This window comes from Xanthomonas sp. 4461, assembly GCF_024806475.1.
Lineage (GTDB): Bacteria > Pseudomonadota > Gammaproteobacteria > Xanthomonadales > Xanthomonadaceae > Xanthomonas > Xanthomonas arboricola_F.
Genome location: NZ_JANTYV010000004.1, coordinates 314,183 through 340,872, shown reverse-complemented (window position 1 = coordinate 340,872; position 26,690 = coordinate 314,183). Strand labels below are relative to the sequence as shown.

Sequence of the window (26,690 nt, the reverse complement as noted above, 5' to 3'; positions counted from 1 at the left end):
CGGTGTCACGGGGGAGCGGCTAGCTTACCTGCGCCTGCCTGAAATAATTAATTCACAGTAAGTTATTAAATTGTCGAGCTCATCCTCGACCGGCCGCCCCATGTCCCGCTTCAGCACCCACCCGTGCCCCCGTCTTTGTCTGCTGGCCCTGTGTATCGGCACCAGCCTCAATGCCCGTGCCGTCGAGCCGCTGCCGGCGGCGTCGGCTCCCGCCAGCGAGGCACCGGTACAGCTGGACACCGTGCAGGTTTCCGGCCAGCACCTGTCGATCCGCCAGGCCATCGGCGCCAAGCGCGAAGCGGCGGTGGTCTCCGATGGCGTGGCTGCCGACGATATCGGCTCGATCCCGGACTTCGGCCTGGGCGAAGCGCTGCAGCGGGTGCCGGGCGTGTCGATGGTTGTCAACAACGGCCGCGGCGAAGCGCAGTTCATGAGCCTGCGCGGCTTCAACCCCGACTACAACACGGTGCTGATCGACGGCGTGGCGCTGCCATCCACCGAAACCAGCCGCCGCGTGCAGTCGCTGGATGTGATCCCCGCATCGCTGGCGCAGCAGGTGGACATCTACAAGACCTTCAACGCCGACATGGACAGCAATGCCATCGGCGGCATCGCGTCGCTGCGTACGCGCAGCGCGTTCGATCACGACGGCCCGTTCGCCAGCGTGCGCGCGAACCTGGCCGACTGGGAAAACCACCGGCAACTGCAGGGCAGCGGCCCGTCCGGGCAGGTGCAGGGCAGTGTCAGCGACACCTTCGGGCCGGACGATCGCTTCGGCGTGGTGCTGTCGGCCGATTACTTCCGCCGCGATTCGGCGTCGTTGAACACCGCCATCGACAGCTACAGCTACTACGCCAACGGCGCACGGCAGACCCTGACTCCCACGCTCGACACCGACGGCATGGCGATCGCGCCGGACCGGTTCCGCCCGCTCAGCTACGACAAGGTGCGTCAGCGCCGCAGCGTGTTCGGCAAGCTGGAGTACGACGATGGCGATGCGCTGAAACTGGCGTTGAGCGCCGGCTCCTTCGAACACGACAACGACGAACAACGTCGCTCGCAGTGGATCAACCGGGTCGGCAATGCGGCGGTGGCCGATGCCGACGCCGGCCGCTACGCGCAGGGCAGCGCACAGACCGATGCCAACCGCTTCGACCAGACCCGCACGCTGCGCTACGCGCAGGCCAGCGGCAGCTTCCGCCTCCATCAGCAGGGCCACCTCGATGTGTTGTTCAACCGTGCCACCGGCAAGTATCGACAAGACACGCGCGAAGATGTCTTCACCGCGTCCGCGTCCGCACGGCTGGGATTCGGCTACGCGCTGGGCGACCACACGCGCCCGACCATCGCCCTGGTCGACCCCGGCTATTACGGCAATCCGGCCAATTACCTGCAGTCGTACTTCCTGACCCGGGTGGAAAAGAGCAGCACCGACACCACCACCGTCAAGGTCGACTACAGCCAGAACGCCGATGCCGATGCGCAGGGGTGGGGGCTGCGCGCCGGCCTGCAGTACCGCGATCTGCAACAGCGTTACAACCTGGATGAAGTACGCCGCAATCCGGTGGGGCGGGTGAGCCTGGCGACCGTGGGCAGCGACGATGCACGCATCTGCCCGTACGCCGATTTCAGCTGCCTGCTGCTGGTCGATCCGGCGCGGGTGGCCGCGTTTGCGGACGCCTCTCCAGGCGCTTACGTGCTGGCAGGCACCAACGCGCGCAACAGTGCGATCAGCGATTTCCGCATCGACGAACGCAATGGCGCGGCCTACCTGATGGGCACCTGGCATGGCGAGCGCACGCAGGCCACGTTCGGCCTGCGCAACGAGTATCTGCAACGCGAGGTGCTCAGCGCAGTGCCGCAGCCGCTGAGCAGCACCACCAATTATCTGCAGCAATCGGACGCCAGCGACCGCCGCTTCCTGTTGCCATCGGCCAACCTTGCCTGGGACATCACCCCGGCGCTGAAGCTGCGCATGGCCGGCAGCCGCAGCATCGGCCTACCCACCTACGGCGATATCGGCCAGAACAGCAGTCCGGTGGTGGACACCACCGGCTTGACCATCAACCGCAGCATCGCCAACCCGCAGCTGCGCCCACGCCGCGCCGACAATCTGGACCTGTCGCTGGAGTGGTATCCGGATCAGGATGCGCAGCTGTCGATGGCGCTGTTCCACAAGCGCATCGACGACGAGATCGTGCGCGTCACCAGCACCGATCTGCAGCGCGATCCAGGCGGGCTGGTCGGCACCTATCAGGTCACCACCACCCAGGCGATCAATACCGGTGCGGCCAGCGTGCGCGGCGTCGAGTTCACCGCCATCGATACGCGCTTCGATTTTCTGCCCGGCGCCTGGTCGCATCTTGGCGCGATGGCCAATCTGACCCTGCTCGATCCGCGCACCGCCGACGTGCAGATGAGCGATGGCAGCCTGCGCGCGCTGCCCGGCCTGATGGAATCGCCCAAACGCAGCGCCAATGCCTCGCTGCTGTATGACATCGGCCGCTTCAGTGCGCGCGTCAGCGCCAACTACACCGGCCTGCAGTTGCTGTCGGCGGCCACGGACAACCGCGTCAACGACCGCTATTACGACGCCATCACCAGCTACGACGCGCAGCTGGCGTGGCGCTTCACCAACAAGCTGCGCATGACCCTGCAGGGCCGCAATCTCAGCAATGCGCGGCTGACCCGCGTCATCGGCGCCGATCAGCAACTGATGCGCGAGCAACTGGATAACGGCCGCGCGTACTACCTGGGAGTGGACTATGCGTTCTGATCGACGTCTTGCGTCGGCGCTGCTTGCCTGCCTGATGGCAGCATCCATCGGCAATGCGTGCGGCCGGCAAGCCACCACGCCCGCAGCAACGCCGCCGTTCGTAGCGATGGAGACCATCGTCAGCGGCGATTGCTGGGGCCAGTGGCCCGACGATGTGCTGGCGGCAGTCAGCCGCTGCAAACCGGCCGAGCACAATCGCATTGCCCTGCAGGTCATCGACGATGCCGAGGGCCCGGCACGGGTCGGCAGCGACGCGCAGCCCTGCACCGGCGCGCGCTGCGCGGATCTGGCGCAGCTGCTGCAGTCGGCACCGGCGCAAGCCCTGCTGTTGCGCACGCCGCCGGCCCGCATCGCTGCGGTGCTGGCCGCGCTGGACCACGCGCAGGCGCGTGCCCGCGCGGCCATCGAGCCGCTGGTGCAGGCGGTGCCTGCGCCAGCCGCGCCGGTCACGCTGGCGCCCGGCGTGCGCTACTGGCGCCAGCGCGTGGATGGGCCGCAGCCGGTGATGCTGCACATCGCACGGATCGACCTGACCACGCCGGGCCTGCAGCTGGTCGGCACGCACGGCGACCGCAGCGGCGGTGGCGAATTTCTCGCCACCCCCACCACCGCCTTCGTGCGCGATGGCGGGCTGGCGCTGGCGATCAATGCCGACTACTTCCTGCCGTTCGATGGCGGGCATCTGTTCGACAAGGCCTTCGTGCCGGAAGTCGGGCAGGGCGTGACCGCCGAAGGCCTGGCGATCGACGACGGCCATCTCGATTCGGCCGCCGCCACCGGCGATGCGCGCGTGGATGCCGCTTTCTGCGTGAGTACGCGCAACGCGGTGCATATCGTGCGCGGCAGTTGCCCGGCCGGCACACGCGTCGGTGTGGGCGCCGGCCCGCTGCTGTTGCTCGATGGCAGGCGCCAACCGCGCGAAGCCAGCCGTGCCGACTACTACGACGGCCCCGAACCGCGTAGCGCGCTGGGCCTGGACCGTGCCGGCAAGACCTTGTGGATGGTGGTGGCCGACGGCCGCCAGCCCGGCTACAGCGACGGCATGACCCTGGACGCACTGACCGCCGTGCTGCAGCAACTCGGCGCCCACGCGGCCATCAACCTGGACGGCGGCGGCTCCAGCACCCTGGCCGCCCGTGTCGACGGCCGCGTGCGCACGCTCAACCGCCCCATCCACACCGGCATTCCGGGACGCGAACGCCCGGTGGCCAACCAGTTGGGGGTGCGGATCGCGGGACAGCCCTGAGGCGTCGGCAGATGGCGCGGTACCATTGGCGGTTTGGACCACGGCCTCCGCCATGAAGATCGCCTCCTGGAACGTCAACTCACTCAACGTGCGGCTGCCGCACCTGCAACAGTGGCTCGCCGACTTCGCGCCGGACGTGGTGGGCATCCAGGAAACTAAGCTGGAGGACCACAAGTTCCCGGATGCGGCGCTGGCCGCGCTCGGTTATCGCAGCGTGTTCTGCGGTCAGAAGACCTACAACGGCGTGGCGATCCTGTCGCGCGCGCCGGCGCTGGACGTGCAGATGGGCATCCCGGGGTTCGATGACGTGCAACAACGCGTCATCGCCGCCACCGTCGATGGCGTGCGCATCGTCAACCTGTACGTGGTGAACGGCCAGGACGTGGGCACCGACAAATACGCCTACAAATTGCGCTGGCTGGATGCGGTGCACGAGTGGATCGCGCAGGAGCTGCAGCGCTATCCGCAGCTGGTGGTCCTGGGCGACTTCAACATCGCCCCGGATGCGCGCGATGTGCACGACCCGGTGGTGTGGAACGAGACCCACATCCTCACCTCCGCCGCCGAGCGCGCCGCGCTGGAAAGACTGCTGGCGCTGGGCCTGCACGATGCGTTCCGACTGCATCACGATCAGGCCGAGCAGTTCAGCTGGTGGGATTACCGCCAGGCCGCGTACCGCCGCAACCTGGGGCTGCGCATCGACCTGACCCTGGTGTCGGACGCCTTGCGCGCACGCGCAATCAGGTCAGGCATCGACCGCGAACCCCGCACCTGGGAACGCCCCAGCGACCACGCCCCGGCCTGGGTGGAACTGGCGGAGGTTGGCGCATGAGCGAGCGTCATCTGCGTCGCAGCACCCACAAGATCGGCGATGTGACGCTGGGGCCGGTGCACCGCCTGAGTTGCCATTGCGGCGCCGTCCAGATCGACCTGGACCTGCCGCACGGCCTGCTCGATCCACGCCGCTGCGACTGTTCGATGTGCCGCCGCCGTGGCGCCATCGTCGCCTCGGTCACGCTCGATGGCCTGCACGTGCTGCAGGGCGAAGACGTGCTGCGCCTGTATCAGTTCAACACCCACGCCGCCGCGCATTATTTCTGCGGCGTCTGCGGTATCTACACCCATCACCGCCGCCGCTCCAATCCCAACGAGTACGGCTACAACGTCGGCTGCCTGGAAGGCGTCAACCCCTACGCACTGAACATCGCGGTGCCGGTGGAAGACGGCGTCAACCACCCGGCTGACCGTATGGCTGCCGGCAGCTGAAACGACAATGCCCGGGCAAGCCCGGGCATTGCAGCAACCGCGATGGTGCGATGTAGCGCAACCAGCAACATCAGTGAGCAACCGTCAGCTCAGAGTTGCCCGACCGGAATCGACGTGGAGGACGCGTCCGTTACGTTTCTTACGCGCCGTCCGTACGTCCCTGACGAGCGCGCGAACCGCATGGTCAGGTGCGCTCAGCGCACACGGCCTCGGGTAAACAGGTTGACGATGGCCAGCAGGATGACTGCACCAATCAACGACCACACGAACGTCATCACCGTGATCGCCTGGTTGATGCCGCCGCCCAGGAACCAGCCGGCAATCATGGCACCGACGATGCCGACCACCACATTGAGAATGATGCCCTGCTGTGCATCGCGACGCATGATGATGCTGGCCAGCCAACCCACGATGCCGCCGATGATCAACCAGATGATGATGCCCATGGTGCCAATCTCCTCGTTCGCTTGCACCGGGAGCGGTGCATGCGCGCCATTGGACGCAGCGGGCCGTGAAGCAGCTGTCGAGCGCGATATGCGCCCGGTCCAAGCGTTGGGGTTGGTGTGCACGGCGTGACAGTGCATGCCGATTGGCAGCACGGCCCGGTGCAGCTCTGGCTGCGTCCGCATCGGCCGGGTGAGCGTGGCGAACCGCAGGCGCGGCAGCTGCTTGGCCCGGCCCTGGCGATCGACCCGGCCGAGGTGCCGCTGCTGCGCGATGCGCGCGGTCGCCCCGGCCTGCAACCGGCGCTGCCCGACTGGGATACCGGCTGGAGCCACAGTGGCGAGTATCTGCTGGTCGGGCTGGGTCGTGGCGTGCGGCTGGGGGTGGATCTGGAACGCATCCGTGCACGACCGCGCCTGCTGGATATCGCGCAGCGCTTCTTTCATCCGGACGAGCTTGCATTGCTGGCGGCGCTGGAGGCCGACGCACAACAGGCGCTGTTTTTCCGCCTGTGGTGCGCCAAGGAGGCCTTGCTCAAGGCCTACGGGCATGGCCTGTCGTTCGGTCTGCATCGGCTGGCGTATGCGCTGGCGCCAGATGGCGCATTGCGCCTGCAGTGGTGCGACCCCGAGCTGGGCGATGCAGCGCACTGGCAGCTGCACGAATGGTGGGCCGCGCCGGACTGCCGTGCCGCGCTGGCGTTCTATCCCCGGCCCGCCGCGTGAGGCGCCGTGCCATACGGCAGGATCGGCTGACGGAACTGCGCCACGCCATCGAGATCGCGCAAGGTCACCGTCAACACGCCGCTGGCGCCGTCGATCTCCACCTCGCCGAAGAACTGATACCCGGCCAACGGTGAGGTGTTCGGCGCGGGCGGCGCCTTCTGGAACACCACCGTCGGCCCGAAGGTGGCATCCAGCGCATTCGGCCCGAAGCTGCCGGCATTGAGTGGCCCGCCGACGAATTCCCAGAACGGCTCGAACTGCTGAAACGCGGCGCGGTCCGGGTGGTAGTAATGCGCGGCGCAATAATGCACATCGGCGGTCAGCCACACCGTGTTGCGGATGCGCGCGCGGCTGATGAAACGCAGCAGCGCGGCGATCTCCTGCTCGCGTCCGCGCGGTGCGCCGTCATCGCCGTTGGCGATCGCTTCCCAGCGCGGGCGCCCGTTGCCCTCTTCGCCATCGGGCACCTGCAAGCCGATCGGCATGTCGGCGGCAATCACTTTCCACTGCGCGCGTGAGCCGGCCAGCGCGCGCTGCAACCAGGCCAGCTGCTCGGCGCCGAGAAATGCGGTCTCCGCGCTCGGCGTGGGTTGCAGATTGTCGCTGTTGGCGCCGCGATAACTGCGCATGTCCAGCACGAACACATCCAGCAGCGGGCCATAGCCGATCTTGCGATAGATGCGCCCATTGCCGTCGGCGCGCACTCCGCGCATCGGTGCGTATTCTAAAAACGCCTTGCGTGCGCGTGCGGCCAGCACCTGGATGTCGCGCACCTGATAGCGCGCATCCAATTGCTTGCCGGGCGACCAGTTGTTGGTGGTTTCGTGGTCGTCCCATTGCCACAGTTGCGGTACCTCGGCATTGAAGCGGCGCACATGCTCGTCGAGCAGGTTGTAGCGGTAGTTGCCGCGAAATTCGTCCAGCGTTTCGGCTACCTTGCTCTTGGCCGCAGTGGTGAGATTGCGCCAGCGTTTGCCGTCTTCCACGGTGAGCTCGGCCGGGATCGGGCTGTCGGCATAGATGGTGTCGCCGCTATGCAGGAAGAAATCCGGGTTGCGTGCGCGCATCGCGCTGTAGATGCGCATGCCGCCGATATCGGGATTGATGCCGAAGCCCTGGCCCACGGTGTCACCACTCCAGACAAAACGCACATCGCGTCGGGTCTGCGGTGCGCTGCGCAGATGGCCATGCACCGGCGCGCTCAGGACACCGCTGTCGGCGTCCTCCAGGCGCACCCGGTAGAAGATGTCCTGGTCGCGCGGCAATCCGTCCAGGTCCACGCGCGCGGTGAAATCATGGGCGGGCACGGCCATCGGGCCATCTACGCGACGCGCCTGGCGCAGGCTCGGCCGCGTATCCCATTCCACCCGCATCCGCGCCGGGCGGTCCGCGCGAGCCCACAGCAACGCGCCGCCGTCGCGCACATCGCCGCTCTGCACGCCATCGGTGATGATCGGCCGCCCGGAAGGCGCGGCCAGACTGCGTGCAGACCAGCCGCCGGCCGCCGGCAGCAATAGCCCGGCGCCCAAACCTTGCAGCACGCGGCGGCGCGCGGGATCGGAAGCGGTCATGAGGGGGCCTTCACGCAGTGGGGGAGCCTGCAGATGTAGCGCCGCTGTCTTACCGCTGCGTGTCCGACACCGGCACGGCTCCAGGGCGCGTGACCGGGATCACGCCGATGCCGGCCAGGGCTGCGCCGTATCGCCGGACACGCCGTGCGGCACGCCTGCGATGCGACGCCGTGTCGGGGCCGTCAATCGCAGGCCGGCTGCGTCGATGCACGCCCGGTTTGCTTCAGATCGTTCCTGCGAGCATCGACGCTTCCCGCTTCCCGCTTCCCGCTTCCCGCTTCCCGCTTCCCGCTTCCCGCTTCCCAATCCCGAATCCCCAATCCCCAATCCCCAATCCCCAATCCCCAATCCCCAATCCCGCCATGCCATCGCCAACTGCGATAATCGCGCCATGAACGATGCCGCACTTGCCCCCGATGTCTCCGCCGCGCTGGCGCATGGCCTGCAGGCCCAATCCCTGGAGGCGGATTTCGCCGCGCCGCTGCTGCGCTATCTCGCACTGCTGGTGCGCTGGAACAAGACCTACAACCTCACCGCCGTGCGCGACCCGCGCGAGATGGTCACCCGCCATCTGCTCGATTCGCTGGCCATGCAGCCCTACATCGCCAGCGGCACGCTGGCCGATCTGGGCACCGGCCCCGGCCTGCCCGGCATCCCGCTGGCGATCACCCGCCCGCAGCTGCAGGTGACCCTGGTGGAAAGCAACGGCAAGAAGGCCCGGTTCATGCGCGAGGCCTTGCGTCACCTGGCGCTGCGCAATGCGCGCGTGGCCGAGTCGCGCGCCGAGGCGCTGGACGAGCCGGCTGCCTACGACCACCTCACTGCCCGCGCACTGGATACGTTGGCCGGCATCATCGCCGTCGGTGGTCACCTGCTGCGCCCGGGCGGCAGCCTGCTGGCGATGAAGGGCGTCTACCCGCACGAGGAGATCGCCGCGCTCCCGGCCGGCTGGACGCTGCGCGAGGTGCACCCGTTGCAGGTGCCCGGCCTGGAGGGCGAGCGGCATCTGGTGGTGGTGCGCAAGGCCTGAGCCATTCGGCCTTCAGCTGCCCTCACCCCAACCCTCTCCCGCAGGCGGGAGAGGGAGCGAGCAGCGTCCCCGACAAGCTCAGCGCCTGCCTTCGCTGGATAAGCACACCAGCCCCTTTCCCCGCCCTTGACGAGCACACCAGCTCCCTTCCCCCGCCCTTGACTAGCACACCAGCTCCCTTCCCCCGCCCTTGACGAGCACACCAGCTCCCTTCCCCCGCTTGCGGGGGAAGGTGCCCGCAGGGCGGATGGGGGCAGCGCCGACACTAGCCATGCCCCTGCGCCAGCCCGCGCTGGGACTTCCGGCCCATGGCAGCTCACGTGCGGGCTGCCATGATCGGGCGTTCGCTCCAGATCAGGCTTTCCGCACGTGACCTCTCCGCTTGCCACCGCCCTCGCACTCGCCCTGTTGGGCACCTCGTTCGCCGCCACGACCCAGGCTGCCACGCCGCCGGCTCCGGCCACACTGACCGCCGAAGCACCCGCCGACGCGCGCTTCCGCGCGATCTACGAGAAAGAGTGGGCATGGCGCCAGGCCGAGACCGGCCAGGCCGATGAAGACACCGATACCACCGGCGACAACACCAAGCTGCCGGATGTCGGCGTGGCCGCGCAGCAGGCGCGCCTGGCGGTGTGGGAGGGGGTGCTCAAGCAGCTCGACGGCATCGATCCGAAGCAGCTCTCGCCCGCCAACCGGATCAACCTTGCGATCTATCGCCCGCAGGTGGAAAACCTTGCCGCCGAAGTGCGCCTGCGCCTGTACGAGATGCCGTTCAATTCCGACAGTTCGTTCTGGTCCAACCTGGGCTTCATGGCGCAGCGGCCGATGAAGACCGCCGCCGAGTACCGCGCCTACATCGCGCGCCTGAACGATGTGCCGCGCTATTTCGATCAGCAGATCGCCAACATGCGCACCGGGCTGGCACGCGGTTTCAGCGTGCCGCGCGCGGTGCTGGACGGGCGCGATGTTTCCATCGCCACCGTCGCCGAGGTGAAGGACCCCACCGAGTCGACGTTCTACGCGCCGTTCAAGCAACTGCCGGCGCAGATCCCGGCTGCCGAGCAGGCGCAGCTACGCGCGCAGGCCAAGGCTGCGGTAAGCGGCGCGGTGCTTCCGGCCTACGCCAAACTGCTCACCTTCTTCCGCACCGACTACATGCCCAAGGCGCGCACCACGCTGGCGGCCGAAGCGCTGCCCGACGGCAAGGCGTTCTATCGCCAGCAGATCCGCGAATACACCACGCTGGAATTGACGCCCGAGCAGATCCACCAGATCGGCCTGGACGAGGTGGCGCGGATCCAGACCCAGATGAACGCCATCATCCAGCAGGTGGGTTTCAAGGGCAGCTTCGCGCAGTTCCTCGCCTTCCTGCGCACCGACCCGCAGTTCTATGCCAAGACCCCGCAGGAACTGCTCGATCGCGCCGCGTGGATTTCCAAGCGGGTGGACGGGCAGGTCGGCAGGTTCATCGGCACGCTGCCGCGCGGGCGCTTCACCATCAAACCGGTGCCGGCCGATATCGCCCCGTTCTGGACCGCCGGGCGCGGTGGCGCCACGACCTATTGGGTCAATACCTACAACCTGCCGTCGCGGCCGTTGTACAACCTGCCGGCGCTGACCTTGCACGAGTCCTCGCCCGGTCATTCCTTGCAGGGCTCGCTGGCGCTTGAGCAGGGCGAGCAGCCGGCGTTCCGGCGCGAAAACTACATCTCCGCCTATGGCGAAGGCTGGGCGCTGTACACCGAAAAACTCGGCCAGGAAATGGGCATCTACGAGACCCCGTACGAGGAATTCGGCCGGCTCACCTACGAGATGTGGCGCGCCTGCCGGCTGGTGATCGACACCGGCGTGCACCACGACGGCTGGACCCGCGAACAGGCGCTGGCCTATCTGCGCGACCGCACCGCGCTCAGCGAGCACGAAGTCACTACCGAAGTGGACCGCTACATCTCCTGGCCCGGCCAGGCGCTGAGCTACAAGCTGGGCGAGATCACCATCGTCAAGCTGCGCACCGAGGCCGAACGCGAGCTGGGCGATCGTTTCGACATCAAGGCCTTCCATGACGTGGTGTTGAAGCAGGGCTCGGTCACCTTGCCGGTGCTGGAACAACAGGTGCGCGCCTTTATCGCCGAGAGCAAGGCGCGCCCGGTCAAGGCCAAGGCCGCCGCCGCGCTCTGACCGATGCGTGCGATACGGTCCCGGTGCAGCTAACGCCGCCGGGATCGATCGCCCCTGCGGCGGACCGGACGCACCGCTTCGGGGCGATCCCCATCCTCCTGGTGGCTGTGAATTGGTCGGTAAGGCGTCGCGGCCAAGGCCGCTCCTACCGGGCAGCAGGACCGGCGACCCCGCTGTTGTAGGAGCGGCCCTGGCCGCGATGCCGTCCCGATGTCCTCACCGCCGCAACGCATGATCGCCCGTTCGGCGGACCGGACGCGCCGCCTCGAGGGCCCATCCGCATCCTTCCGGTTACCGTGAACCGGTGCGAGCCGCGTCGCGGCCAAGGCCGCTCCTACGAGGCAGCAGGATCGGCGGCCACGCTGTCGTAGGAGCGGCCCTGGCCGCGATGCCGTCCCGACGTCCTCACCGCCGCAAGCCCTGATCGGCCATTGGGACACCAGATGCCCGGCGTCGGTGGTTCATCCGCATCCTTCCGGTTGCCGTGAACTGGTCGGGACCGTCTCGCGGCCAGGTCCGTCCCTGCCAGGGCCGCCGGTGAGCGCCTTGCGCCCCGGATCGGGCACGGCGCTCGGGATGCGATTGTGTAACTGCCCTGGCCCCGATACGCTGCCGGCCATGCTGCTGCGCCGCGCCCGCTTGTTGCACCCTCTGCTGCGCCTGATGGCGCTGGCAGTGCTTGCGTTGGGCGTGCTGGTCGCACCGGTGGCCTGTGCGCTGGGCGATGTGCATGCGCTGGCGCACGACCAGGCGCATCTGGACGACAGCGCGCCGCACGGCCACGACGGCGCCGACGAAGACGATGCCGGCGAGCGCGATGGTGCCGGCCTGCTGCACGCGCTGATGCACAGCGGGTATTGCCACGGGCATAGCCCGGCGATGCTGCCAGCAATGGCCTGGGGGCCCTTGCCGATGCGCACACACGCGCACCCGGTTGCGCTGACCACCGACTACCGCTCGCACCTGATCGAGACCTTGTTGCGTCCCCCGATCGCGGCCTGATGCCTTGCCGGCGGCTGCCGGCCTGTCCATCGATCCCGATTCGCGGAGACACCCTCATGTGGTTGCGACTGGCGGCATTTGCCGCCCTCGCGGTCGTGCCGTGCGCCATGGCGCAGGACGTACCGCCCCAAACTGTGCTGACCCTGGACGACGCCATTGCGCGCGTCGCCGCCCAGCATCCCGATCTGCGTCTGGCCGACGGCCAGCAGGCCGTGCTCGCTGCCGAGGCGCAGCGCGACGCGTTGCGCCCGCCGCTACGCGTTGGCGCGGAGATCGAAAACGTGTTCGGCAGCGGGCCGACCCGCGCGCTGGACCAGGCCGAACTCACCGTCACCCTGGCCAGCGTGCTGGAACGCGGCGGCAAGCTGGATGCGCGCCGCACGCTGGCGCAGGCACGCATCGATGCGCTGGCCCCGCAACGCGCCCTTGCGCGGCTGGATGTGCTGGCCGACGTGGCGCGGCGCTATCTGGCCATCAGCGCCGCCCGCCAGCGCCAGACCATCGCGCTGGAAACGCTGGCGCAGCGCCAACGCACCGTGTCCGCCGCCCGCCAGCGGTTGCAGGCCGGCGCATCGCCCGAGTCGGTCCTGCTCACTGCACGCGCCCTGCAGTCGCGTGCGGAACTGGATCGCGACCGTGCGCAGCTGGAAGTGGCGGCGGCACGTCGGCAACTGGCGCTGCTGTGGGGCGCGCGCAGCATCGAGGCCGACCAGATCAGCGGCGATGCCCTGCAACTGCCGGCCATCCCCGAGTTCGAGGTACTGGCGCAATTACTCGACAGCACGCCGGAGCTGGCGCGCCTGAACAACGAGCAGCGCCTGCGCGATGCGCGGTTGCAGCTGGCCCGCAGCCAGGCCAGCCCGGATCTGGACTGGCAGGTCGGTGTGCGCCGGCTCGAAGGCAACAACGCCAACGCCTTGGTCGGCAGTGTGTCGCTTGCGCTGGGCAGCGCCGGTCGTGCGCAGCCCGAGATCCGCGCCGCGCAGGCCGAGCTGTCGCTACTGGACATCGAACGCCAATCGCAGGCCTTGCAGCTGTACGCCACCTTGGCCGACGCGCATGGGCGTTACCGCGCCGGCCAGCTGGAGGTGGCGCGCATGCGCGATGAAGTGCTGCCTGCGCTGGCACGTGCCGATGCCGCCGCAGAACGCGCCTATCGCGCCGGTGCCACCAGTTATCTGGATTGGGCGCAGCTGCAGGCGCAGCGCAGCGATGCACGGCAGCAGCAACTCGCTGCCGCAGTGGAAGCGCAGACCGCATTGATCGAGATCCAGCGGCTGACCGGCCAACCGTTTGTGGTCACGGCGGAGACGACTCCATGACCACGACCATCCGGCTGTTCGCGCGGTTGCACGCCATCTTGTCCACCTCTGCGGATCCAACCTGCATCGCCGCTGCCGCCCGCTTGCGCACCGCTGCGTGCACGCGGCCGTATCGCACGCAGCGGCTCCCCTCATTTGCTGTATCGCTTGGCGCAGTGCGCCGGCATTCCAAAGGATTTCCTTCGATGAAGCCTTCTATCCTTGCGCTACTGCTGCTGGCGCTGCTACTCGGCGCTTGCGGCCGCGCCGATGACCACGATCAGGGCCATGCAGGCAGCGAGGCCGGCCATGCCGAAGAGGGCGGCGGCGCCGAACACGCCGACGAGGCCAAAGGCAAACACGGCGGCCGGCTGCTCAGCCAGGACGGCGACAGCGTGGAGCTTGCGATCGCCGAAGACGGCCGCCCGCCGACATTCCAGGCCTGGCTCTATCGCGACGGCAAACCGATACCGGCCAGCGCCGGCAGCGTGCAGGTCAGGACCACGCGGCTGGGTGGAAAGGTCGACACCTATCCGCTGCGCGCGCAGGCCGACGGCAGCCTGCTGGCCGCCAGCGAAGTGGGCGAGCCGCATTCGTTCGACGTGGAAGTGCGTGCCAGCGTGCAGGGCAAGACGCATCGCTGGACTTATTCCAGCTATGAAGGCCGCACCACGATTGCCGCCAGGATTGCGCAGGACGCCGGCATCCGCGTGGCGCCGGTGGGCGCCGGCAGCATCGCCGATCAGCATGAAGTGCAAGGTCTGCTGACGCCGGCAGAAGGGGCGCAGGCGCAGGCGACCGCGCGCTTTCCCGGGCCGGTGCGCAGCCTGCGCGCCAATGTCGGCGATCAGGTACGTGCCGGCCAGGTGCTGGCCACGGTGGAGAGCAATCTCAGCCTGACCACCTACTCGGTCACCGCACCGATCAGCGGCACCGTGCTGGCGCGTAACGCCAGCCTGGGCAGCAACGCGGGCGAGGGCCAATCGCTGTTCGAGATCGCGGATCTGTCGAGCCTGTGGGTGGACCTGCACATCTTTGGCGCCGACGCGGGGCATATCGCCGCCGGCGCGCCGGTGACGGTGACGCGCATCAGCGATGGCGTGGTGGCGCAAACCACGCTGGAGCGCGTTTTGCCGGGCACGGCCACGGCCAGTCAGAGCACCGTGGCACGTGCGGTGTTGCGCAATACCGACGGGTCGTGGCGGCCAGGGTCGGCAGTGAAGGCGCGGGTGACGGTGGCCCAGCAGCCGGCAACGATGGTGGTGCCGGTGGGGGCGTTGCAGCAGTTTCGCGATTGGGAGGTGGTGTTCGTGCGCGTGGGCGATGTGTACGAAGCGCGGCCGGTGACCCTGGGCGCGCGCGATGCGCAACAGGTGCAGGTGGTGTCGGGTTTGGCGGTGGGCGATACGGTGGTGGTGGAGCAGAGCTATCTGGTCAAGGCCGACATCGAAAAGTCGGGGGCATCGCATGATCATTGAGCGCGCTGGTGTGGGCGGCATCGCGTCGTCGAGTGGGGGCGTTTGGTGGGCGAAGGGTGACGCGCCACGTCCAAGGCATTCGCGCCCTTCCATGCTCGAGCAAAGACCTTTGCGCGCTGTCGGACTAGGGCAAAGGCTTTCACGCCCTGGCGGGCGCGAGTCACTTTTTCTTTGCTTGTGCAAAGAAAAAGTAACCAAAAAGAAAGCACACCCCGTCCTCGCGCCCTCCGCGCCTGCGGCGCTGCGGGTTCGCAAGTCCGGCAGAAATTTTTGTAAGGGACATCCATGTCCCTTACAAAAACGTCGCGCATCCATGCGCGCCTCCCTGCGGGTTGTATCTGCCGGCCTTGCCGCTGCGGTATGGGGCCCCGAAAGCAGACAACAGCAACAGCAACAGCAACAACAGCAACAGCAACAGCAACAACAGCAACAACAGCAACAACAGCAACAGCAACAACAACAGCAACAACAACAGCAACAACAACAGCAACAACAACAGCAACAGCAACAGCAACAGCGCTGGTGTGCGGGTGGGTGTTTGGTTGGAGTGTTGCGGCGTGTCGCGATAGGGCGGCGGCGCTGTCTGTCCGTGTCACGACGAGGGGGGCGGCCGGCGCACTGTATTGCCATGTCTGCAGGGAGGGGCCTGTCATGCTGACCAACATCATCCGGTTTGCGATCGCGCAGCGCTGGTTGATGCTGGCGTTGACGGGGGTGTTGATTGCGATCGGGGCATGGAGTTTTTCGCGCTTGCCGATCGATGCGACGCCGGACATCACCAATGTGCAGGTGCAGGTCAATACGGCTGCGCCGGGGTATTCGCCGTTGGAATCGGAGCAGCGGGTGACGTTCCCGCTGGAGACCGTGCTGGCGGGATTGCCGGGGCTGGAGTCCACGCGCTCGTTGTCGCGCTACGGCTTGTCGCAGGTGACCGCCGTGTTTGCCGATGGCACCGATCTGTACTTTGCGCGGCAGCAGGTGGCCGAGCGTTTGCAGCAGGTCAAATCACAGCTGCCGGCCGAGCTGGAGCCGCAGCTGGGGCCGATCGCCACTGGCCTGGGCGAGATCTTCATGTACACCGTAGAGGCCAAGCCCAACGCGCGCAAACCCGATGGCACCGCGTGGACGGCCACCGACCTGCGCACCCTGCAGGATTGGGTGGTGCGGCCGCAGTTGCGCAATGTGCCCGGCGTGACCGAGGTCAATACCATCGGCGGCTACGCGCGGCAGATCCATATCACGCCCGATCCGGCGCGCCTGGTCGCACTGGGTTTCACGCTGGACGATGTCGCGCGCGCAGTGGAGGCGAACAATCGCAACATCGGTGCCGGCTATATCGAACGCAATGGACAGCAGTTCCTGGTGCGGGTGCCGGGGCAGGTGGATGACATCGCGCAGATCGGCGCGATCGTGCTGGATCGGCGCGAAGGTGTGCCGATCCGGGTGCGCGATGTGGCGCAGGTGGGCGAGGGCCGCGAGTTGCGCACCGGTGCTGCCACCCAGGACGGCAGCGAAGTGGTGCTGGGCACGGTGTTCATGCTGGTCGGCGCCAATAGCCGCACCGTGTCGCAGGCGGCTGCCGAGCGTTTGAAAGTGGCCAATGCCAGCTTGCCCGCCGGCGTGCAGGCGGTGCCGGTGTACGACCGCACCGCGCTGGTGGACCGCACCATCGTCACCGTTGCCAAGAACCTGATCGAAGGCGCCTTGCTGGTGATCGTGGTGTTGTTCCTGCTGCTGGGCAATGTGCGTGCGGCCCTGATCACCGCGGCGGTGATTCCGTTGGCAATGTTGTTCACGCTCACCGGCATGGTGCGCGGTGGCGTGTCCGGCAACCTGATGAGCCTGGGCGCGCTGGATTTCGGCCTGATCGTCGATGGCGCGGTGATCATCGTGGAGAACTGCCTGCGCCGCTTCGGGCAAGCACAACTGCGCCTGGGGCGCGTGCTCGAGCGCGATGAGCGTTTCGAACTGACTGCCGACGCCACTGCAGAGGTGATCCGCCCCAGCCTGTTCGGCCTGGGCATCATCACCGCGGTGTATCTGCCGGTATTCGCGCTCACCGGCATCGAAGGCAAGATGTTCCATCCGATGGCCATCACCGTGGTGCTGGCGCTGAGCGGTGCGATGTTGCTGTCGCTCACTTTTGTCCCGGCAGCGATCGCCTTGCTGCTCGGCGGCAAGGTGGCCGAGCACGAGAACCGCGCCATGCGCTGGGCGCGCGGCGTGTATGCGCCGTTGCTCGATCGCGCGCTGCGGCACGGCCGCTGGGTCGGTATTGCGGCGCTGGTCACGGTGGCGCTGTGTGCGCTGCTGTCCACGCGGCTGGGCAGCGAGTTCATTCCGAACCTGGATGAAGGCGATATTGCGCTGCATGCCTTGCGCATTCCCGGCACCAGCCTGGAACAGGCCATCACCATGCAATCCACCCTGGAAAAACGCATCAAGCAGTTTCCGGAAGTGGCGCATGTGTTCGGCAAGCTCGGCACCGCCGAAGTGGCCACCGACCCGATGCCGCCATCGGTGGCCGATACGTTCCTGATCATGCATCCGCGCGCGCAATGGCCGGATCCGCGCAAGCCCAAGGCGCAGTTGGTAGCCGAGATCGAAGCGGCGGTGAAGCAGTTGCCTGGCAACAACTACGAGTTCACCCAGCCGATCCAGATGCGCATGAACGAGCTGATTTCCGGCGTGCGCGCGGACGTGGCGATCAAGGTCTACGGCGACGATCTGCAGACCCTGGTGAAGCTGGGGCAGCGCGTGCAGGAGATCGCCAGCAGCGTGCCCGGGGCGGCCGATGTCAGCCTGGAACAGGCCACCGGCCTGCCGATGCTGGCCGTGGTGCCCGACCGCGCTGCACTGGCTGGCTACGGGCTCAATCCCGGCGTGGTACAGGACACCGTGGCCGCCGCGGTGGGTGGGCAGGCCGCCGGGCAATTGTTCGAAGGCGACCGCCGGTTCGACATCGTGGTACGGCTACCGGAGGGCCTGCGTCAGGACCCGGCCGCATTGGCGGATTTGCCGATCCCGTTGCGCGGCGATGGCGAGCGTGGCGATGCCGACGAATCCAGCCGCGCGGCTGGCTGGCGTAGCGGCGAGCCGACCACCGTGCCGTTGCGTGAGGTTGCCAGGATTGAAACCGTCCTCGGCCCGAACCAGATCAACCGCGAAGACGGCAAGCGCCGCATCGTGATCACCGCCAATGTGCGCGATCGCGACCTGGGCAGTTTCGTGGCCGAGGTGCAGCAACGTGTGCAGGCCGAGGTGGCGCTGCCTACCGGCTACTGGATCGGGTATGGCGGCACCTTCGAGCAACTGATCTCCGCCGGCCAGCGCCTGGCCTGGGTGGTGCCGGGCACCTTGTTGCTGATCTTCGCGCTGTTGTACTGGTCGTTCGGTTCGTTGCGCGATGCGGTGGTGGTGTTCAGCGGCGTGCCGTTGGCGTTGACCGGCGGGGTCGTGGCGTTGGCCATGCGCGGGTTGGCGTTATCGATCTCGGCCGGTGTCGGCTTCATCGCGTTGTCGGGCGTGGCGGTGCTCAACGGCCTGGTGATGATCGCCTTCGTGCGCAGTTTGCGTGCGCAGGGCATGCCGCTGGAGCAGGCCTTGCGTGAGGGCGCATTGAGTCGCCTGCGGCCGGTCTTGATGACCGCACTGGTGGCTGCGCTCGGCTTCGTGCCGATGGCCTTCAACGTCGGCGCCGGTGCGGAAGTGCAGCGCCCGCTGGCGACGGTGGTGATCGGCGGCATCGTCTCGTCCACCTTGCTGACCTTGCTGGTGCTGCCGGTGCTGTACCGCTGGTTGCACCGTGCGCGGTCGCAGCCCGCCACATCGGTTGAGGCGGCACGGCCGCAGGCAGGCACGCCATGAGCGGGTCCTGCTGCGGCTGCGGCAAGACGCTGGAGGTGGCGGCGATGCAGGCCCGTCAACGGCGCGTGCTGTGGTGGGTGCTGGCGATCAATGCCGGCAGCTTCGCGCTGATGCTGGCCGGCGCGCTGCACAGTGGCGCCGCGGCGCTGCTGTCCGGCAGCCTGGATAACCTGGGCGATGCGTTGACCTATGCGTTGAGCCTGGCGGTGGTGGGCGCCAGCCTGGCGGCCAAGGCGCGGGTGGCCTTGCTCAAGGCCGGGCTGATACTGCTGGCCGCGCTCGCGGTGGCGGCCGAGATCGGCTGGAAGCTGGCCCACCCGCAGCTGCCGCTGTTCCAGAGCATGGGGCTGGTGGCGGCGCTGAACTTCGCCGCCAACCTGCTGTGCCTGCGCCTGCTGTGGCCGTACCGCAGCGGCGACATCAACCTGGCCTCGGCCTGGGCCTGCTCGCGCAACGATGTCTACGAGGGCGTCGCGGTGCTGGCTGCCAGTGCGGGGGTCTGGGCGTTCGGTCGCGGCTGGCCCGATCTGGTGATCGCGGTGGCATTGCTGCTGCTGTTCCTGCGCTCGGCGTGGCAGGTGGCGCGCGGCGCATTGGCGGAGCTGCGTCGGGTCGCGGTGATGGCGCAGGCCGGCGACGGCTGACCCATTGCTACGGTCGGGCGAGGCACAATGGCGGCGCCAGCGGCGGCGCGCTGTAAGTGCTTGCGGCACATGGGAAAGCCGTGCATAATGCGCGGCTCGCTGTGCCCGGATCGCTCCGGATGGCGGCACCCAGCGCGATGGGGTTGCCGGCCGGTTCCAGCGTAAGTTCTTGATTCCCAACGTTGCGTGGCAGCTTGACGCTGTCGGGGCCGCCGCTCCCCAGGCTATGGGTGGCAATTCATTTATCGAGGTGCGTAATGTCCCGCGTATGCCAAGTGTCCGGCAAGCGTGTGCAGACGGGTAACAACGTCTCCCACGCAAACAACAGAACCCGTCGTCGCTTCCTGCCCAACCTGCATGAGCGCCGCTTCTGGGTCGCCAGCGAAAACCGCTGGGTGAAGCTCCGTGTCTCCGCGCATGCATTGCGCACCATCGACAAGAACGGGATCGATGCCGTTCTGAAAGAGCTGCGTGCGCGCGGCGAAAAGGTCTGAGGAGTAAGCAGTCATGGCAAAAGGCAAGCGTGACAAGATTCGTATGATTTCCTCGGCCGCTACCGGCCACTTCTACACCACGGACAAGAACAAGAAAAACACTCCGGGGAAGATGGAAATGATGAAGTACGACCCGGTCGTGCGTAAGCACGTGATGTACAAGGAAGGCAAGATCAAGTAATCCATCGATTACGCGATCTGCTTCTAAGCAAACACCCGCCGAAAGGCGGGTGTTTGCGTTTGTGGAGTGTTGCGGGGTTTGATCGCAACAATGGTTTGAATACGCACACTTCCTGGGCCACTCCACCTCCGCCCCTGCGGGGCACCTTCTCCCGATGGGAGAAGGGAGCGAGACGTCGTTTTTCCGATTGCGCACACCGTTAGTAGTTTGCAGTTCGAGGTGAAGCAGTCGGTGTTTTACTTCTGAAGGCGCGTGGCGACGCGTTAAACGTCGCAGGCGGTGACCGCTCTCCGAGGCGCCCCTCATCCGCCCCTGCGGGGCACCTTCTCCCGATGGGAGAAGGGAGCACCGCTACAGTCCACGCGCACGCAGCTGTGCGTCCAGGCGCGGGTACACCCGCCGCGCGTTGCCTTCGAACACCTTGCGTTTGTCGGCATCGGAGATCGCCAATGCGTCGATGTAACGCTTGGTGTCGTCGAAGTAGTGACCTGTCTGCGGGTCGATACCGCGCACCGCGCCGACCATTTCCGAGCCGAACAGGATGTTGTCGATGTCGATGACTTCGAACAGCAGGTCGATGCCGGGCTGGTGGTACACGCAGGTGTCGAAAAAGACATTGCGCATCACGTGCGTGGATAACGGCGGTTTGCCCAACATGTCGGCCAGGCCGCGGAAGCGGCCCCAGTGATACGGAACGGCGCCACCACCGTGCGGGATGATGAAGCGCAGCTGCGGAAAATCAGCGAACAGGTCGCCTTCCAGAAACTGCATGAACGCGGTGGTGTCGGCATTGAGGTAGTGCGCGCCGGTGGCGTGGAAATTGGCATTGCAACTGCCCGAGACGTGCACCATTGCCGGCACATCCAGCTCGACCATTTTTTCGAAGAACGGGTACCAGGCGCGATCGGTCAAAGGCAGGCCGGTCCAGTGGCCGCCGGACGGATCGGGATTGAGGTTGCAGCCGACAAACCCGAGCTCGGTGACGCACCGTTCCAGCTCCTTGATCGACTGTGCGATCGACACGCCCGGCGACTGCGGTAGCTGACACACGCCGATAAAGGTGTGCGGATACAGCTGCACCACCCGCCCGATCAGGTCATTGCAATGCCGCGTCCACACCTGGCTCACCGCTTCATCGCCGATGTGGTGCGCCATGGTGCTGGCACGTGGCGAGAAGATCGTCATGTCCGCACCGCGCTCGCGCAGCAGGCGCAATTGATGCTGTTCGACGCTTTCGCGAAGTTGATCGTCGGAAATGTGCGGATAGGCCGGCACCGGCAGGCTTGCGTCGTTGTAATGGGCAATCTGCGCCTTGCGAAACGCATCGTGTGCAGCCGGTGCGGTGGTGTAGTGGCCGTGGCAGTCGATGATCATGGCAATGCTCGTTGAAGTGCGAATCGGAACCGGCGCACGCAGCCTGGCGAACGCATGCAGCGCGCGGTGGCGGTCGACGCTGTGCATGCGCAGCCGCCAGTCGAGTGTGGTCGCTGAGCCTGTGCGTCATCGTCATCGTCATCCACATCGACGAGCGCAGCTCCGGAACGTATTTCGGGCGGTGTGCGACGGTCTGACGACGACGCGTCAGGCTGCGCGTGCCGCGGGTGCAGCCTGACCTGTCTCACCCTGCACCCCATGCAGCGCGGCGCGCCCACCACGCAGGAGCGCACCCGGGCGCGACCGGCACCCGATCCGCGCTGCCTATGCAGCAAAACCACCCGACATGAGCCGGACAGGCAAGACGTTGCCGCGATGCGGGGGGGCATTGCGCCGAGACACGATCCGCAGCGCGCGCGTGCATCGCGGTGCGGGCGACGCCGGCAGCGCACCGACGATCGCGCGCTTGCAGGGCGCGCACCACAACGCGCCTGCTCAGGCGGGGTTGAAGTCGCTAAGCTCGCCCGATGCTGGCAACGATGCTCACCCAAACACCACCCCATCGAACAACTTGCGTGCAGTCCTGACGACTGCGGCGCGTACCACCGCGCCGTGTGCATCGCGTTCGATGACGCAGCCAGTCGTCCCGCTGGGGTGCTCGACCTCCAGCTGCTGGATGCTGCCGCCCGGCAGCAGCGCCAGTGCATGCGCGGGCGACTCAGGCAGCAGGCAGGCCGTGGCGACGGTGACGGCGCCGAGCACGCCGATCGAGGCATGGCAGCGGTGCGGGATGAACGAGCGCACGCTGATCGCGCCACCGTTGCGCGGCGCGGCCACCAGCATCATCTTCGGCACGGTCGCGGCGCTGACATCGCCCAGCTGCATCAGGGGGCCGGCCTGCAGGCGAATGGACTCCAGCCGCGCCTTGAGAACCTCGTGTGCATCCAGCGTGGCGCGATCTTCATACCCGCTGATCCCGAGATCGCCGGCGCGCATCACCACGCATGGCATGCCGTTGTCGATCAGCGTTACCGCCACGCCATCGAGCGTGTCCACGGCGTGCCCGCTCGGCAACAGCGTGCCGCAGGAAGCGCCTGCAATCCCGGCGAATGCCAAGGCAATGGGCGCGGCCGTGCCCGGCACGCCGTCGATGCGCGCGTCGCCCGCATAAGTGACCCGGCCACCGGGCGTGCGTACGGTGGCCGTTGCCAGGGTGCCGGTGTTGCGCATGAAGATGCGCACGTCGGTCTGCCCGTCGCGAGTAGGCAGCAGGCCGCGTTCCAGCGCGAACGGGGCCACCCCGGCCAGCATGTTGCCGCAGTTCTGCGCATCGCTGACCTGCGCCTGCTCGACCGCCACTTGCAAGAACAGGTAGTCCACATCGGCATCGGCGCGTGTGGAGCGCGACACCACCGCCACCTTGGAGGTGAGCGGGTCGGCGCCGCCCATGCCGTCGATCTGACGCAGGTCCGGCGAGCCGTAGGCGCGCAGCAGGAATGCATCGCGTGCGGCGGTGTCGACGGGCAAGTCGTCGGCCAGGAAAAAGCCGCCCTTGGAGGTGCCGCCGCGCATCCACATCGCGCGCACCTGCTCAGACATAGCGCAGGCCCTTGGCGGCCAGACGCTCGCGCATGGCGTAGATATCCAGGCCCAGTTCGCCGCGCGCCAGGCGCTCGCGCTTGATCAGTTCGCGCGCTTCGCGGGCCTGCGCTTCGGCCAGTACTTCGGCCGCCGTGGCACGCGGCACCACGCACACGCCATCGTCGTCGGCCACCACGACATCGCCTGGCTGGACAAGCTGTCCGGCGCAGACCAGCGGTACGTTGACCGAGCCCAGCGTCTCCTTGATGGTGCCCTGCGCGCAGACGGCGCGGCTCCAGGCCGGGAATTGCATGGCGGTGAGGTCGCGCACGTCGCGTACGCCGGCATCGATGATCAGCCCGCGGCAGCCGCGCGCCTGCGCCGAGGTGGCCAGCAGATCGCCGAAGTAGCCGTCGCAGCAGTCGCTGGTAGGCGCCACCACCAGCACGTCGCCGGGCTGCAGTTGCTCGATGGCGACGTGCATCATCCAGTTGTCGCCCGGGGGAACCGAGACGGTGACGGCGGTGCCGGCGACGCGGCAGCCGGCGTAGATCGGGCGCAACCGGTGATGCAACAGGCCGCTGCGGCCCTGCGCCTCGTGCACCGTGGCCACGCCGGCCTGGGCCAGGCCTTCCACGAGGGCGATCGGGGTGCGCGCAACCTGGGTGACGACCTGGCTCATCCATCCATCCTCGTTAGTGCTGCGCGGAGTCTGAGCGGCAAGAGTCAACCAGCTCAACATTCATTTGAGGTATGCGTATTGGTTTTGCTTATAGTTAGAGCATGCCGCCGATGCCCGAACCGAACCTGCGCCATCTGTATGCCCTGGTCGTGGTGCACCGGCTTGGCAGCATCAGTGCGGCCGCGCCGCAGGTGAATCTGTCGCAGCCGGCCCTGACCCAGGCGGTGGCCCGCCTGGAACAGCAACTGGGCGTGCGGCTGTTCGAGCGGCAGCCTGGCGGCATGGCCGCCACCGAGGCCACCCAGTTGGTGGTGCCGCGGATCGCGCGCGCGCTGGCGCATCTGGACCGTGGCATCCGGGTGGCGCGACGTGCGCTGCGGTTGCCGGCGCGGCCCGGTCTGGAGCGGCGGGTGTCGCTGGGACAGCTGCAGGCGCTGGTGGCGGTGGACGTGGCAGGCAGCTATTCGCTGGCGGGGGTGCAACTGGGCGTGTCGCAGCCGGCGGTCTACCGCGCAGTGCAGGCACTGGCCGATGTGATCGAGGTGCCGCTGACCATGCGCCGCGGCAAGGCGATGCAGCCCACGCCGGTGGCGGAGCGGCTGCTGCGGCAGGTGCGGCTGGCGCTGGCGGAGGTGCGCGCCGCGCTCGACGAAGTGGCCGCCCTGCGCTCGCACGATGCCGGGCGGGTGGTGGTGGGAGTGATGCCGCTGGCGCGGGCGATCCTGCTGCCCCAGGCGCTGGCGCGGTTTGCGCGTGCGCACCCGGCCGCCAGCATCAGCGTGGTCGAAGCCCCGTATGCGCAGTTGCTGGCGCATCTGCGCGAGGGCGGGCTGGACCTGCTGATCGGTGCGCTACGCGACCCGTTGCCGGTGCGCGACGTGCTGCAGGAGCCGCTGTTCGACGACGAGCCGGTGATCGTGGCGCGCAGCGGGCACCCGTTGGCCGGCAAGGCGTACGCCTTTGCGCAGCTGCTCGACTACCCATGGGTGATGGCCGCAGCGGGCACGCCGGTGCGTGAGCGCTGGGAGCGCATGTTCCGCGATCGGCAGCTGCAGCCGCCGCCGCTACGCATCGAATGCGGTGCGGAGCTCACCGTGCGCGGGCTGCTGCTGGAAGACGACTGGCTGACCCTGATGTCGCGCGACCAGTTCCTGTTCGAGCGCCGCGCCGGCCTGTTGCGCGAGATCGGCAGCGCCGGGCCGCGCTTGCGTCGGCAGATCGGCATGACCACGCGCAGCGACTGGCACCCCACGCGTGCGCAGACCGCCTTCGTGCAGACGCTGCGGCAGGTGTGCGCCGAGCGCACGCATCCTGGGTCGGCAGATGCCGGCCCGTTTCGCCATTGCATCCAGCCGGCGGGCACTGCGCCGTTGCGTTTACCCGCAGCCGGGTCAGAATCGGCTTCCTCATGAACATGGAGCGCTGATGCCCGACTGGTCGCAAGGTACCTGGCTGCTGGCACTGGACTGGGCGATCCGCCTGGCCGCGCTGCTATGGATTCCCAGCCGCACCACGCCAGGCGCGGCGCGCAGCTGGTTGTTGCTGATCGGGTTTGTGCCGGTGGCCGGCCTGCCGCTGTATCTGCTGCTCGGCCAACCGTGGGTGTCGCGGCTGCGCGTGGAGCGACAGGCCACCGCTTCGCAGGTGATCCGCGAACAGCAGCTTCCCTTGCATGCGTTGCGCTGGACGCCGCAGGCCGATACCAGCAGCGCCGAGGTGGTGCCGCTGATCGAACGGCAGGGCGATTTCATGCCGACCCTGGGCAATGCGGTGGAATTGCTCGACGACTACGCGCAGTCGCTGCAGGCCCTGATCACTGCGATCGATGCAGCCGAACAGCGCGTGCATCTGCTGTATTACCTGATGTTCGACGATGCGGTGGGCGATGCGGTGGTGGCAGCGTTGCAACGGGCAAGCGCGCGCGGCGTGCGCTGCCGCGTGCTGCTCGATGCAGTGGGCGCCAAGCGCGGCCTGCGGCGTTATCGCAAGCGCCTGCAGGCCGAGGGCATCGAGGTGTTGGCGGTGCTGCCCGGTGGCCTGCGCTGGCGCCGCAGCGGGCGCATGGATCTGCGCAATCACCGCAAGATCGCGGTGATCGACAACCAGGTGGGCTTTGTCGGCTCGCAGAATCTGGCCGACGCCGGCTTCATCGACGGTGTGCCCAATCGCGAGCTGGTGGCGCGTGTGCGCGGGCCGGTGGTCAATCATCTGGAAGCGGTGTTCGCCAGCGACTGGTTCACCGAAACCGGCCAGCGGCTGGATGTCTGGCCGGATGCGCCGGTATGTGAGGCCAACATCGCCACCCAGCTGTTGCCCAGCGGGCCGGCATATCCGTTCGAAAACGCGCGTGATGCTATCAATGCGGTGATCCATCTGGCGCGGCGCAAGGTGGTGCTGGTGACGCCGTACTTCGTTCCCGACGAAGCCTTGCTGAGTGCGCTACGCATCGCCGCGGTCTCGGGCGTGGATGTGCAGCTGATCCTGTCGGAGAGCAACAACCAGGTCCTGGCGGCATGGGCGCAGGAAGCGTATTTCGAGGAGTTGCTGCGCTGTGGGGTGAAGATTGCGCTATACCGTCCTCACTTCCTGCATGCCAAACATCTGAGCATGGACCAGGACATCGCCCTGGTCGGCTCGATCAATCTGGACATCCGCTCGTTCGCGCTCAATGCCGAGATCGGCATGCTCTGCTACGACCGGGGCGTGGTGCAGCGGCTACGCGAGATCGAACAGGATTATCTGGCCAATGCGCGTGCGCTGGACCTGGAACAGTGGCGCCGCCGTCCGGCCTGGCGCCGCAGCCGCGAAGGCATCGCACGCCTGGCCGATGCATTGATGTAGCGGCCTTAC

The 26,690-nt window shown here is 67.4% G+C and carries 22 protein-coding genes; 16 read left to right on the top strand and 6 right to left on the bottom strand.

Annotated elements, in window-relative coordinates:
- Positions 1-100: 100 nt before the first annotated feature.
- From FHY19_RS16265 to FHY19_RS16250, 4 genes are read left to right on the top strand one after another with little or no spacing between them, the layout of a single operon-like run.
- Complete coding sequence (locus FHY19_RS16265) at positions 101-2,776, top strand: TonB-dependent receptor (protein WP_259167236.1); 2,676 nt, start codon at positions 101-103, stop codon at positions 2,774-2,776.
- Positions 2,766-4,022: a phosphodiester glycosidase family protein gene (locus tag FHY19_RS16260; RefSeq protein ID WP_259167234.1), complete on the top strand. Its 1,257-nt coding sequence runs from the start codon at positions 2,766-2,768 to the stop codon at positions 4,020-4,022. Before FHY19_RS16265 ends, FHY19_RS16260 begins: the two co-directional genes overlap by 11 nt.
- A 52-nt stretch (positions 4,023-4,074) precedes the next feature.
- Positions 4,075-4,854, top strand: coding sequence for an exodeoxyribonuclease III (gene xth / locus FHY19_RS16255; RefSeq protein WP_259167233.1), 780 nt, complete (start codon positions 4,075-4,077; stop codon positions 4,852-4,854).
- A complete protein-coding gene (locus tag FHY19_RS16250; RefSeq protein WP_259167231.1) occupies positions 4,851-5,288 on the top strand; it encodes a GFA family protein in 438 nt (145 codons plus the stop codon). The genes xth and FHY19_RS16250 overlap by 4 nt, the downstream gene beginning before the upstream one ends.
- 194 nt (positions 5,289-5,482) lie before the next feature.
- Here the strand turns inward: FHY19_RS16250 and FHY19_RS16245 are convergent, their stop codons facing one another.
- Positions 5,483-5,734, bottom strand: coding sequence for a GlsB/YeaQ/YmgE family stress response membrane protein (locus FHY19_RS16245; RefSeq protein ID WP_259167228.1), 252 nt, complete (start codon positions 5,732-5,734; stop codon positions 5,483-5,485).
- Positions 5,735-5,860: 126 nt separating this feature from the next.
- On the opposite strand from FHY19_RS16245, the gene FHY19_RS16240 reads away from it, so the two are divergent.
- Complete coding sequence (locus tag FHY19_RS16240; protein ID WP_259167226.1) at positions 5,861-6,457, top strand: 4'-phosphopantetheinyl transferase superfamily protein; 597 nt, start codon at positions 5,861-5,863, stop codon at positions 6,455-6,457.
- On the opposite strand, the gene FHY19_RS16235 is transcribed toward FHY19_RS16240, so the two are convergent.
- Positions 6,436-8,028 carry an alkaline phosphatase D family protein gene (locus tag FHY19_RS16235; protein WP_259167225.1) on the bottom strand — a complete coding sequence of 531 codons (1,593 nt, stop codon included), beginning with the start codon at positions 8,026-8,028 and terminating at the stop codon, positions 6,436-6,438. The two genes, FHY19_RS16240 and FHY19_RS16235, sit on opposite strands and share 22 nt — an antisense overlap.
- Before the next feature lie 391 nt (positions 8,029-8,419).
- Here FHY19_RS16235 and rsmG point away from each other — a divergent pair, with 391 nt between their 5' ends.
- From rsmG to FHY19_RS16210, 5 genes are all read left to right on the top strand, one after another.
- Positions 8,420-9,058, top strand: coding sequence for a 16S rRNA (guanine(527)-N(7))-methyltransferase RsmG (gene rsmG / locus FHY19_RS16230; protein WP_259167224.1), 639 nt, complete (start codon positions 8,420-8,422; stop codon positions 9,056-9,058).
- Positions 9,059-9,427: 369 nt separating this feature from the next.
- Positions 9,428-11,236: a DUF885 family protein gene (locus FHY19_RS16225; RefSeq protein ID WP_259167223.1), complete on the top strand. Its 1,809-nt coding sequence runs from the start codon at positions 9,428-9,430 to the stop codon at positions 11,234-11,236.
- A 618-nt stretch (positions 11,237-11,854) separates the two neighbouring features.
- Entirely contained in the window at positions 11,855-12,238 is a 384-nt protein-coding gene (locus FHY19_RS16220; RefSeq protein ID WP_259157689.1) for a hypothetical protein, read from the top strand.
- A 56-nt stretch (positions 12,239-12,294) separates the two neighbouring features.
- Entirely contained in the window at positions 12,295-13,560 is a 1,266-nt protein-coding gene (locus tag FHY19_RS16215) for a TolC family protein (protein ID WP_259167222.1), read from the top strand.
- Between the two features lie 185 nt (positions 13,561-13,745).
- On the top strand, positions 13,746-15,017 hold the full coding sequence (locus tag FHY19_RS16210; RefSeq protein WP_259167221.1) for an efflux RND transporter periplasmic adaptor subunit: 1,272 nt from the start codon (positions 13,746-13,748) through the stop codon (positions 15,015-15,017).
- 292 nt (positions 15,018-15,309) lie between these two features.
- Here FHY19_RS16210 and FHY19_RS16205 read toward each other — a convergent pair whose 3' ends face one another.
- Entirely contained in the window at positions 15,310-15,531 is a 222-nt protein-coding gene (locus FHY19_RS16205) for a hypothetical protein (protein WP_259167374.1), read from the bottom strand.
- Positions 15,532-15,668: 137 nt separating this feature from the next.
- Here FHY19_RS16205 and FHY19_RS16200 point away from each other — a divergent pair, with 137 nt between their 5' ends.
- From FHY19_RS16200 to rpmG, 4 genes are all read left to right on the top strand, one after another.
- Positions 15,669-18,884 (top strand): CusA/CzcA family heavy metal efflux RND transporter, encoded by a 3,216-nt coding sequence (locus tag FHY19_RS16200; protein ID WP_259167220.1) that lies wholly within the window; start codon positions 15,669-15,671, stop codon positions 18,882-18,884.
- Positions 18,881-19,528, top strand: a complete 648-nt coding sequence (locus FHY19_RS16195; protein ID WP_259167219.1) for a cation transporter — start codon at positions 18,881-18,883, stop codon at positions 19,526-19,528. The genes FHY19_RS16200 and FHY19_RS16195 overlap by 4 nt, the downstream gene beginning before the upstream one ends.
- A gap of 257 nt (positions 19,529-19,785) precedes the next feature.
- Entirely contained in the window at positions 19,786-20,022 is a 237-nt protein-coding gene (gene rpmB / locus FHY19_RS16190) for a 50S ribosomal protein L28 (protein ID WP_002809459.1), read from the top strand.
- Positions 20,023-20,035: 13 nt separating this feature from the next.
- Entirely contained in the window at positions 20,036-20,203 is a 168-nt protein-coding gene (gene rpmG / locus FHY19_RS16185; RefSeq protein WP_002809462.1) for a 50S ribosomal protein L33, read from the top strand.
- Positions 20,204-20,554: 351 nt separating this feature from the next.
- Here the strand turns inward: rpmG and FHY19_RS16180 are convergent, their stop codons facing one another.
- The 3 genes from FHY19_RS16180 to FHY19_RS16170 all read right to left on the bottom strand — a co-directional run bounded on the left by FHY19_RS16180 (position 20,555) and on the right by FHY19_RS16170 (position 23,840).
- Positions 20,555-21,577: an amidohydrolase family protein gene (locus FHY19_RS16180; protein ID WP_259167218.1), complete on the bottom strand. Its 1,023-nt coding sequence runs from the start codon at positions 21,575-21,577 to the stop codon at positions 20,555-20,557.
- A gap of 543 nt (positions 21,578-22,120) precedes the next feature.
- On the bottom strand, positions 22,121-23,176 hold the full coding sequence (locus FHY19_RS16175; protein WP_259167217.1) for a 4-oxalomesaconate tautomerase: 1,056 nt from the start codon (positions 23,174-23,176) through the stop codon (positions 22,121-22,123).
- A complete protein-coding gene (locus FHY19_RS16170) occupies positions 23,169-23,840 on the bottom strand; it encodes a 4-carboxy-4-hydroxy-2-oxoadipate aldolase/oxaloacetate decarboxylase (protein WP_259167216.1) in 672 nt (223 codons plus the stop codon). The genes FHY19_RS16175 and FHY19_RS16170 overlap by 8 nt, the downstream gene beginning before the upstream one ends.
- A 101-nt stretch (positions 23,841-23,941) precedes the next feature.
- Between FHY19_RS16170 and FHY19_RS16165 the strand changes: the two genes are divergently transcribed.
- The gene (locus FHY19_RS16165) at positions 23,942-25,252 is read left to right on the top strand and encodes a LysR family transcriptional regulator (protein WP_259167214.1); all 1,311 of its coding nucleotides are present in this window, start codon (positions 23,942-23,944) and stop codon (positions 25,250-25,252) included.
- A 10-nt stretch (positions 25,253-25,262) separates the two neighbouring features.
- The gene (gene cls / locus FHY19_RS16160; protein WP_259167358.1) at positions 25,263-26,681 is read left to right on the top strand and encodes a cardiolipin synthase; all 1,419 of its coding nucleotides are present in this window, start codon (positions 25,263-25,265) and stop codon (positions 26,679-26,681) included.
- Positions 26,682-26,690 lie beyond the last annotated feature (9 nt).

Excerpts from the sequence above, each read along its gene's own strand:
- FHY19_RS16215 (WP_259167222.1), top strand. The coding sequence starts at position 12,295 with ATGTGGTTGCGACTGGCGGCATTTGCCGCCCTCGCGGTCGTGCCGTGC.
- FHY19_RS16250 (WP_259167231.1), top strand. The coding sequence starts at position 4,851 with ATGAGCGAGCGTCATCTGCGTCGCAGCACCCACAAGATCGGCGATGTG.
- FHY19_RS16195 (WP_259167219.1), top strand. The coding sequence starts at position 18,881 with ATGAGCGGGTCCTGCTGCGGCTGCGGCAAGACGCTGGAGGTGGCGGCG.
- FHY19_RS16165 (WP_259167214.1), top strand. The coding sequence starts at position 23,942 with ATGCCGCCGATGCCCGAACCGAACCTGCGCCATCTGTATGCCCTGGTC.
- FHY19_RS16220 (WP_259157689.1), top strand. The coding sequence starts at position 11,855 with ATGCTGCTGCGCCGCGCCCGCTTGTTGCACCCTCTGCTGCGCCTGATG.
- FHY19_RS16210 (WP_259167221.1), top strand. The coding sequence starts at position 13,746 with ATGAAGCCTTCTATCCTTGCGCTACTGCTGCTGGCGCTGCTACTCGGC.
- rpmB (WP_002809459.1), top strand. The coding sequence starts at position 19,786 with ATGTCCCGCGTATGCCAAGTGTCCGGCAAGCGTGTGCAGACGGGTAAC.
- FHY19_RS16175 (WP_259167217.1), bottom strand. The coding sequence starts at position 23,176 with ATGTCTGAGCAGGTGCGCGCGATGTGGATGCGCGGCGGCACCTCCAAG.
- FHY19_RS16235 (WP_259167225.1), bottom strand. The coding sequence starts at position 8,028 with ATGACCGCTTCCGATCCCGCGCGCCGCCGCGTGCTGCAAGGTTTGGGC.
- xth (WP_259167233.1), top strand. The coding sequence starts at position 4,075 with ATGAAGATCGCCTCCTGGAACGTCAACTCACTCAACGTGCGGCTGCCG.
- rsmG (WP_259167224.1), top strand. The coding sequence starts at position 8,420 with ATGAACGATGCCGCACTTGCCCCCGATGTCTCCGCCGCGCTGGCGCAT.
- FHY19_RS16245 (WP_259167228.1), bottom strand. The coding sequence starts at position 5,734 with ATGGGCATCATCATCTGGTTGATCATCGGCGGCATCGTGGGTTGGCTG.
- FHY19_RS16260 (WP_259167234.1), top strand. The coding sequence starts at position 2,766 with ATGCGTTCTGATCGACGTCTTGCGTCGGCGCTGCTTGCCTGCCTGATG.
- FHY19_RS16170 (WP_259167216.1), bottom strand. The coding sequence starts at position 23,840 with ATGAGCCAGGTCGTCACCCAGGTTGCGCGCACCCCGATCGCCCTCGTG.
- rpmG (WP_002809462.1), top strand. The coding sequence starts at position 20,036 with ATGGCAAAAGGCAAGCGTGACAAGATTCGTATGATTTCCTCGGCCGCT.
- FHY19_RS16200 (WP_259167220.1), top strand. The coding sequence starts at position 15,669 with ATGCTGACCAACATCATCCGGTTTGCGATCGCGCAGCGCTGGTTGATG.
- FHY19_RS16265 (WP_259167236.1), top strand. The coding sequence starts at position 101 with ATGTCCCGCTTCAGCACCCACCCGTGCCCCCGTCTTTGTCTGCTGGCC.
- FHY19_RS16180 (WP_259167218.1), bottom strand. The coding sequence starts at position 21,577 with ATGATCATCGACTGCCACGGCCACTACACCACCGCACCGGCTGCACAC.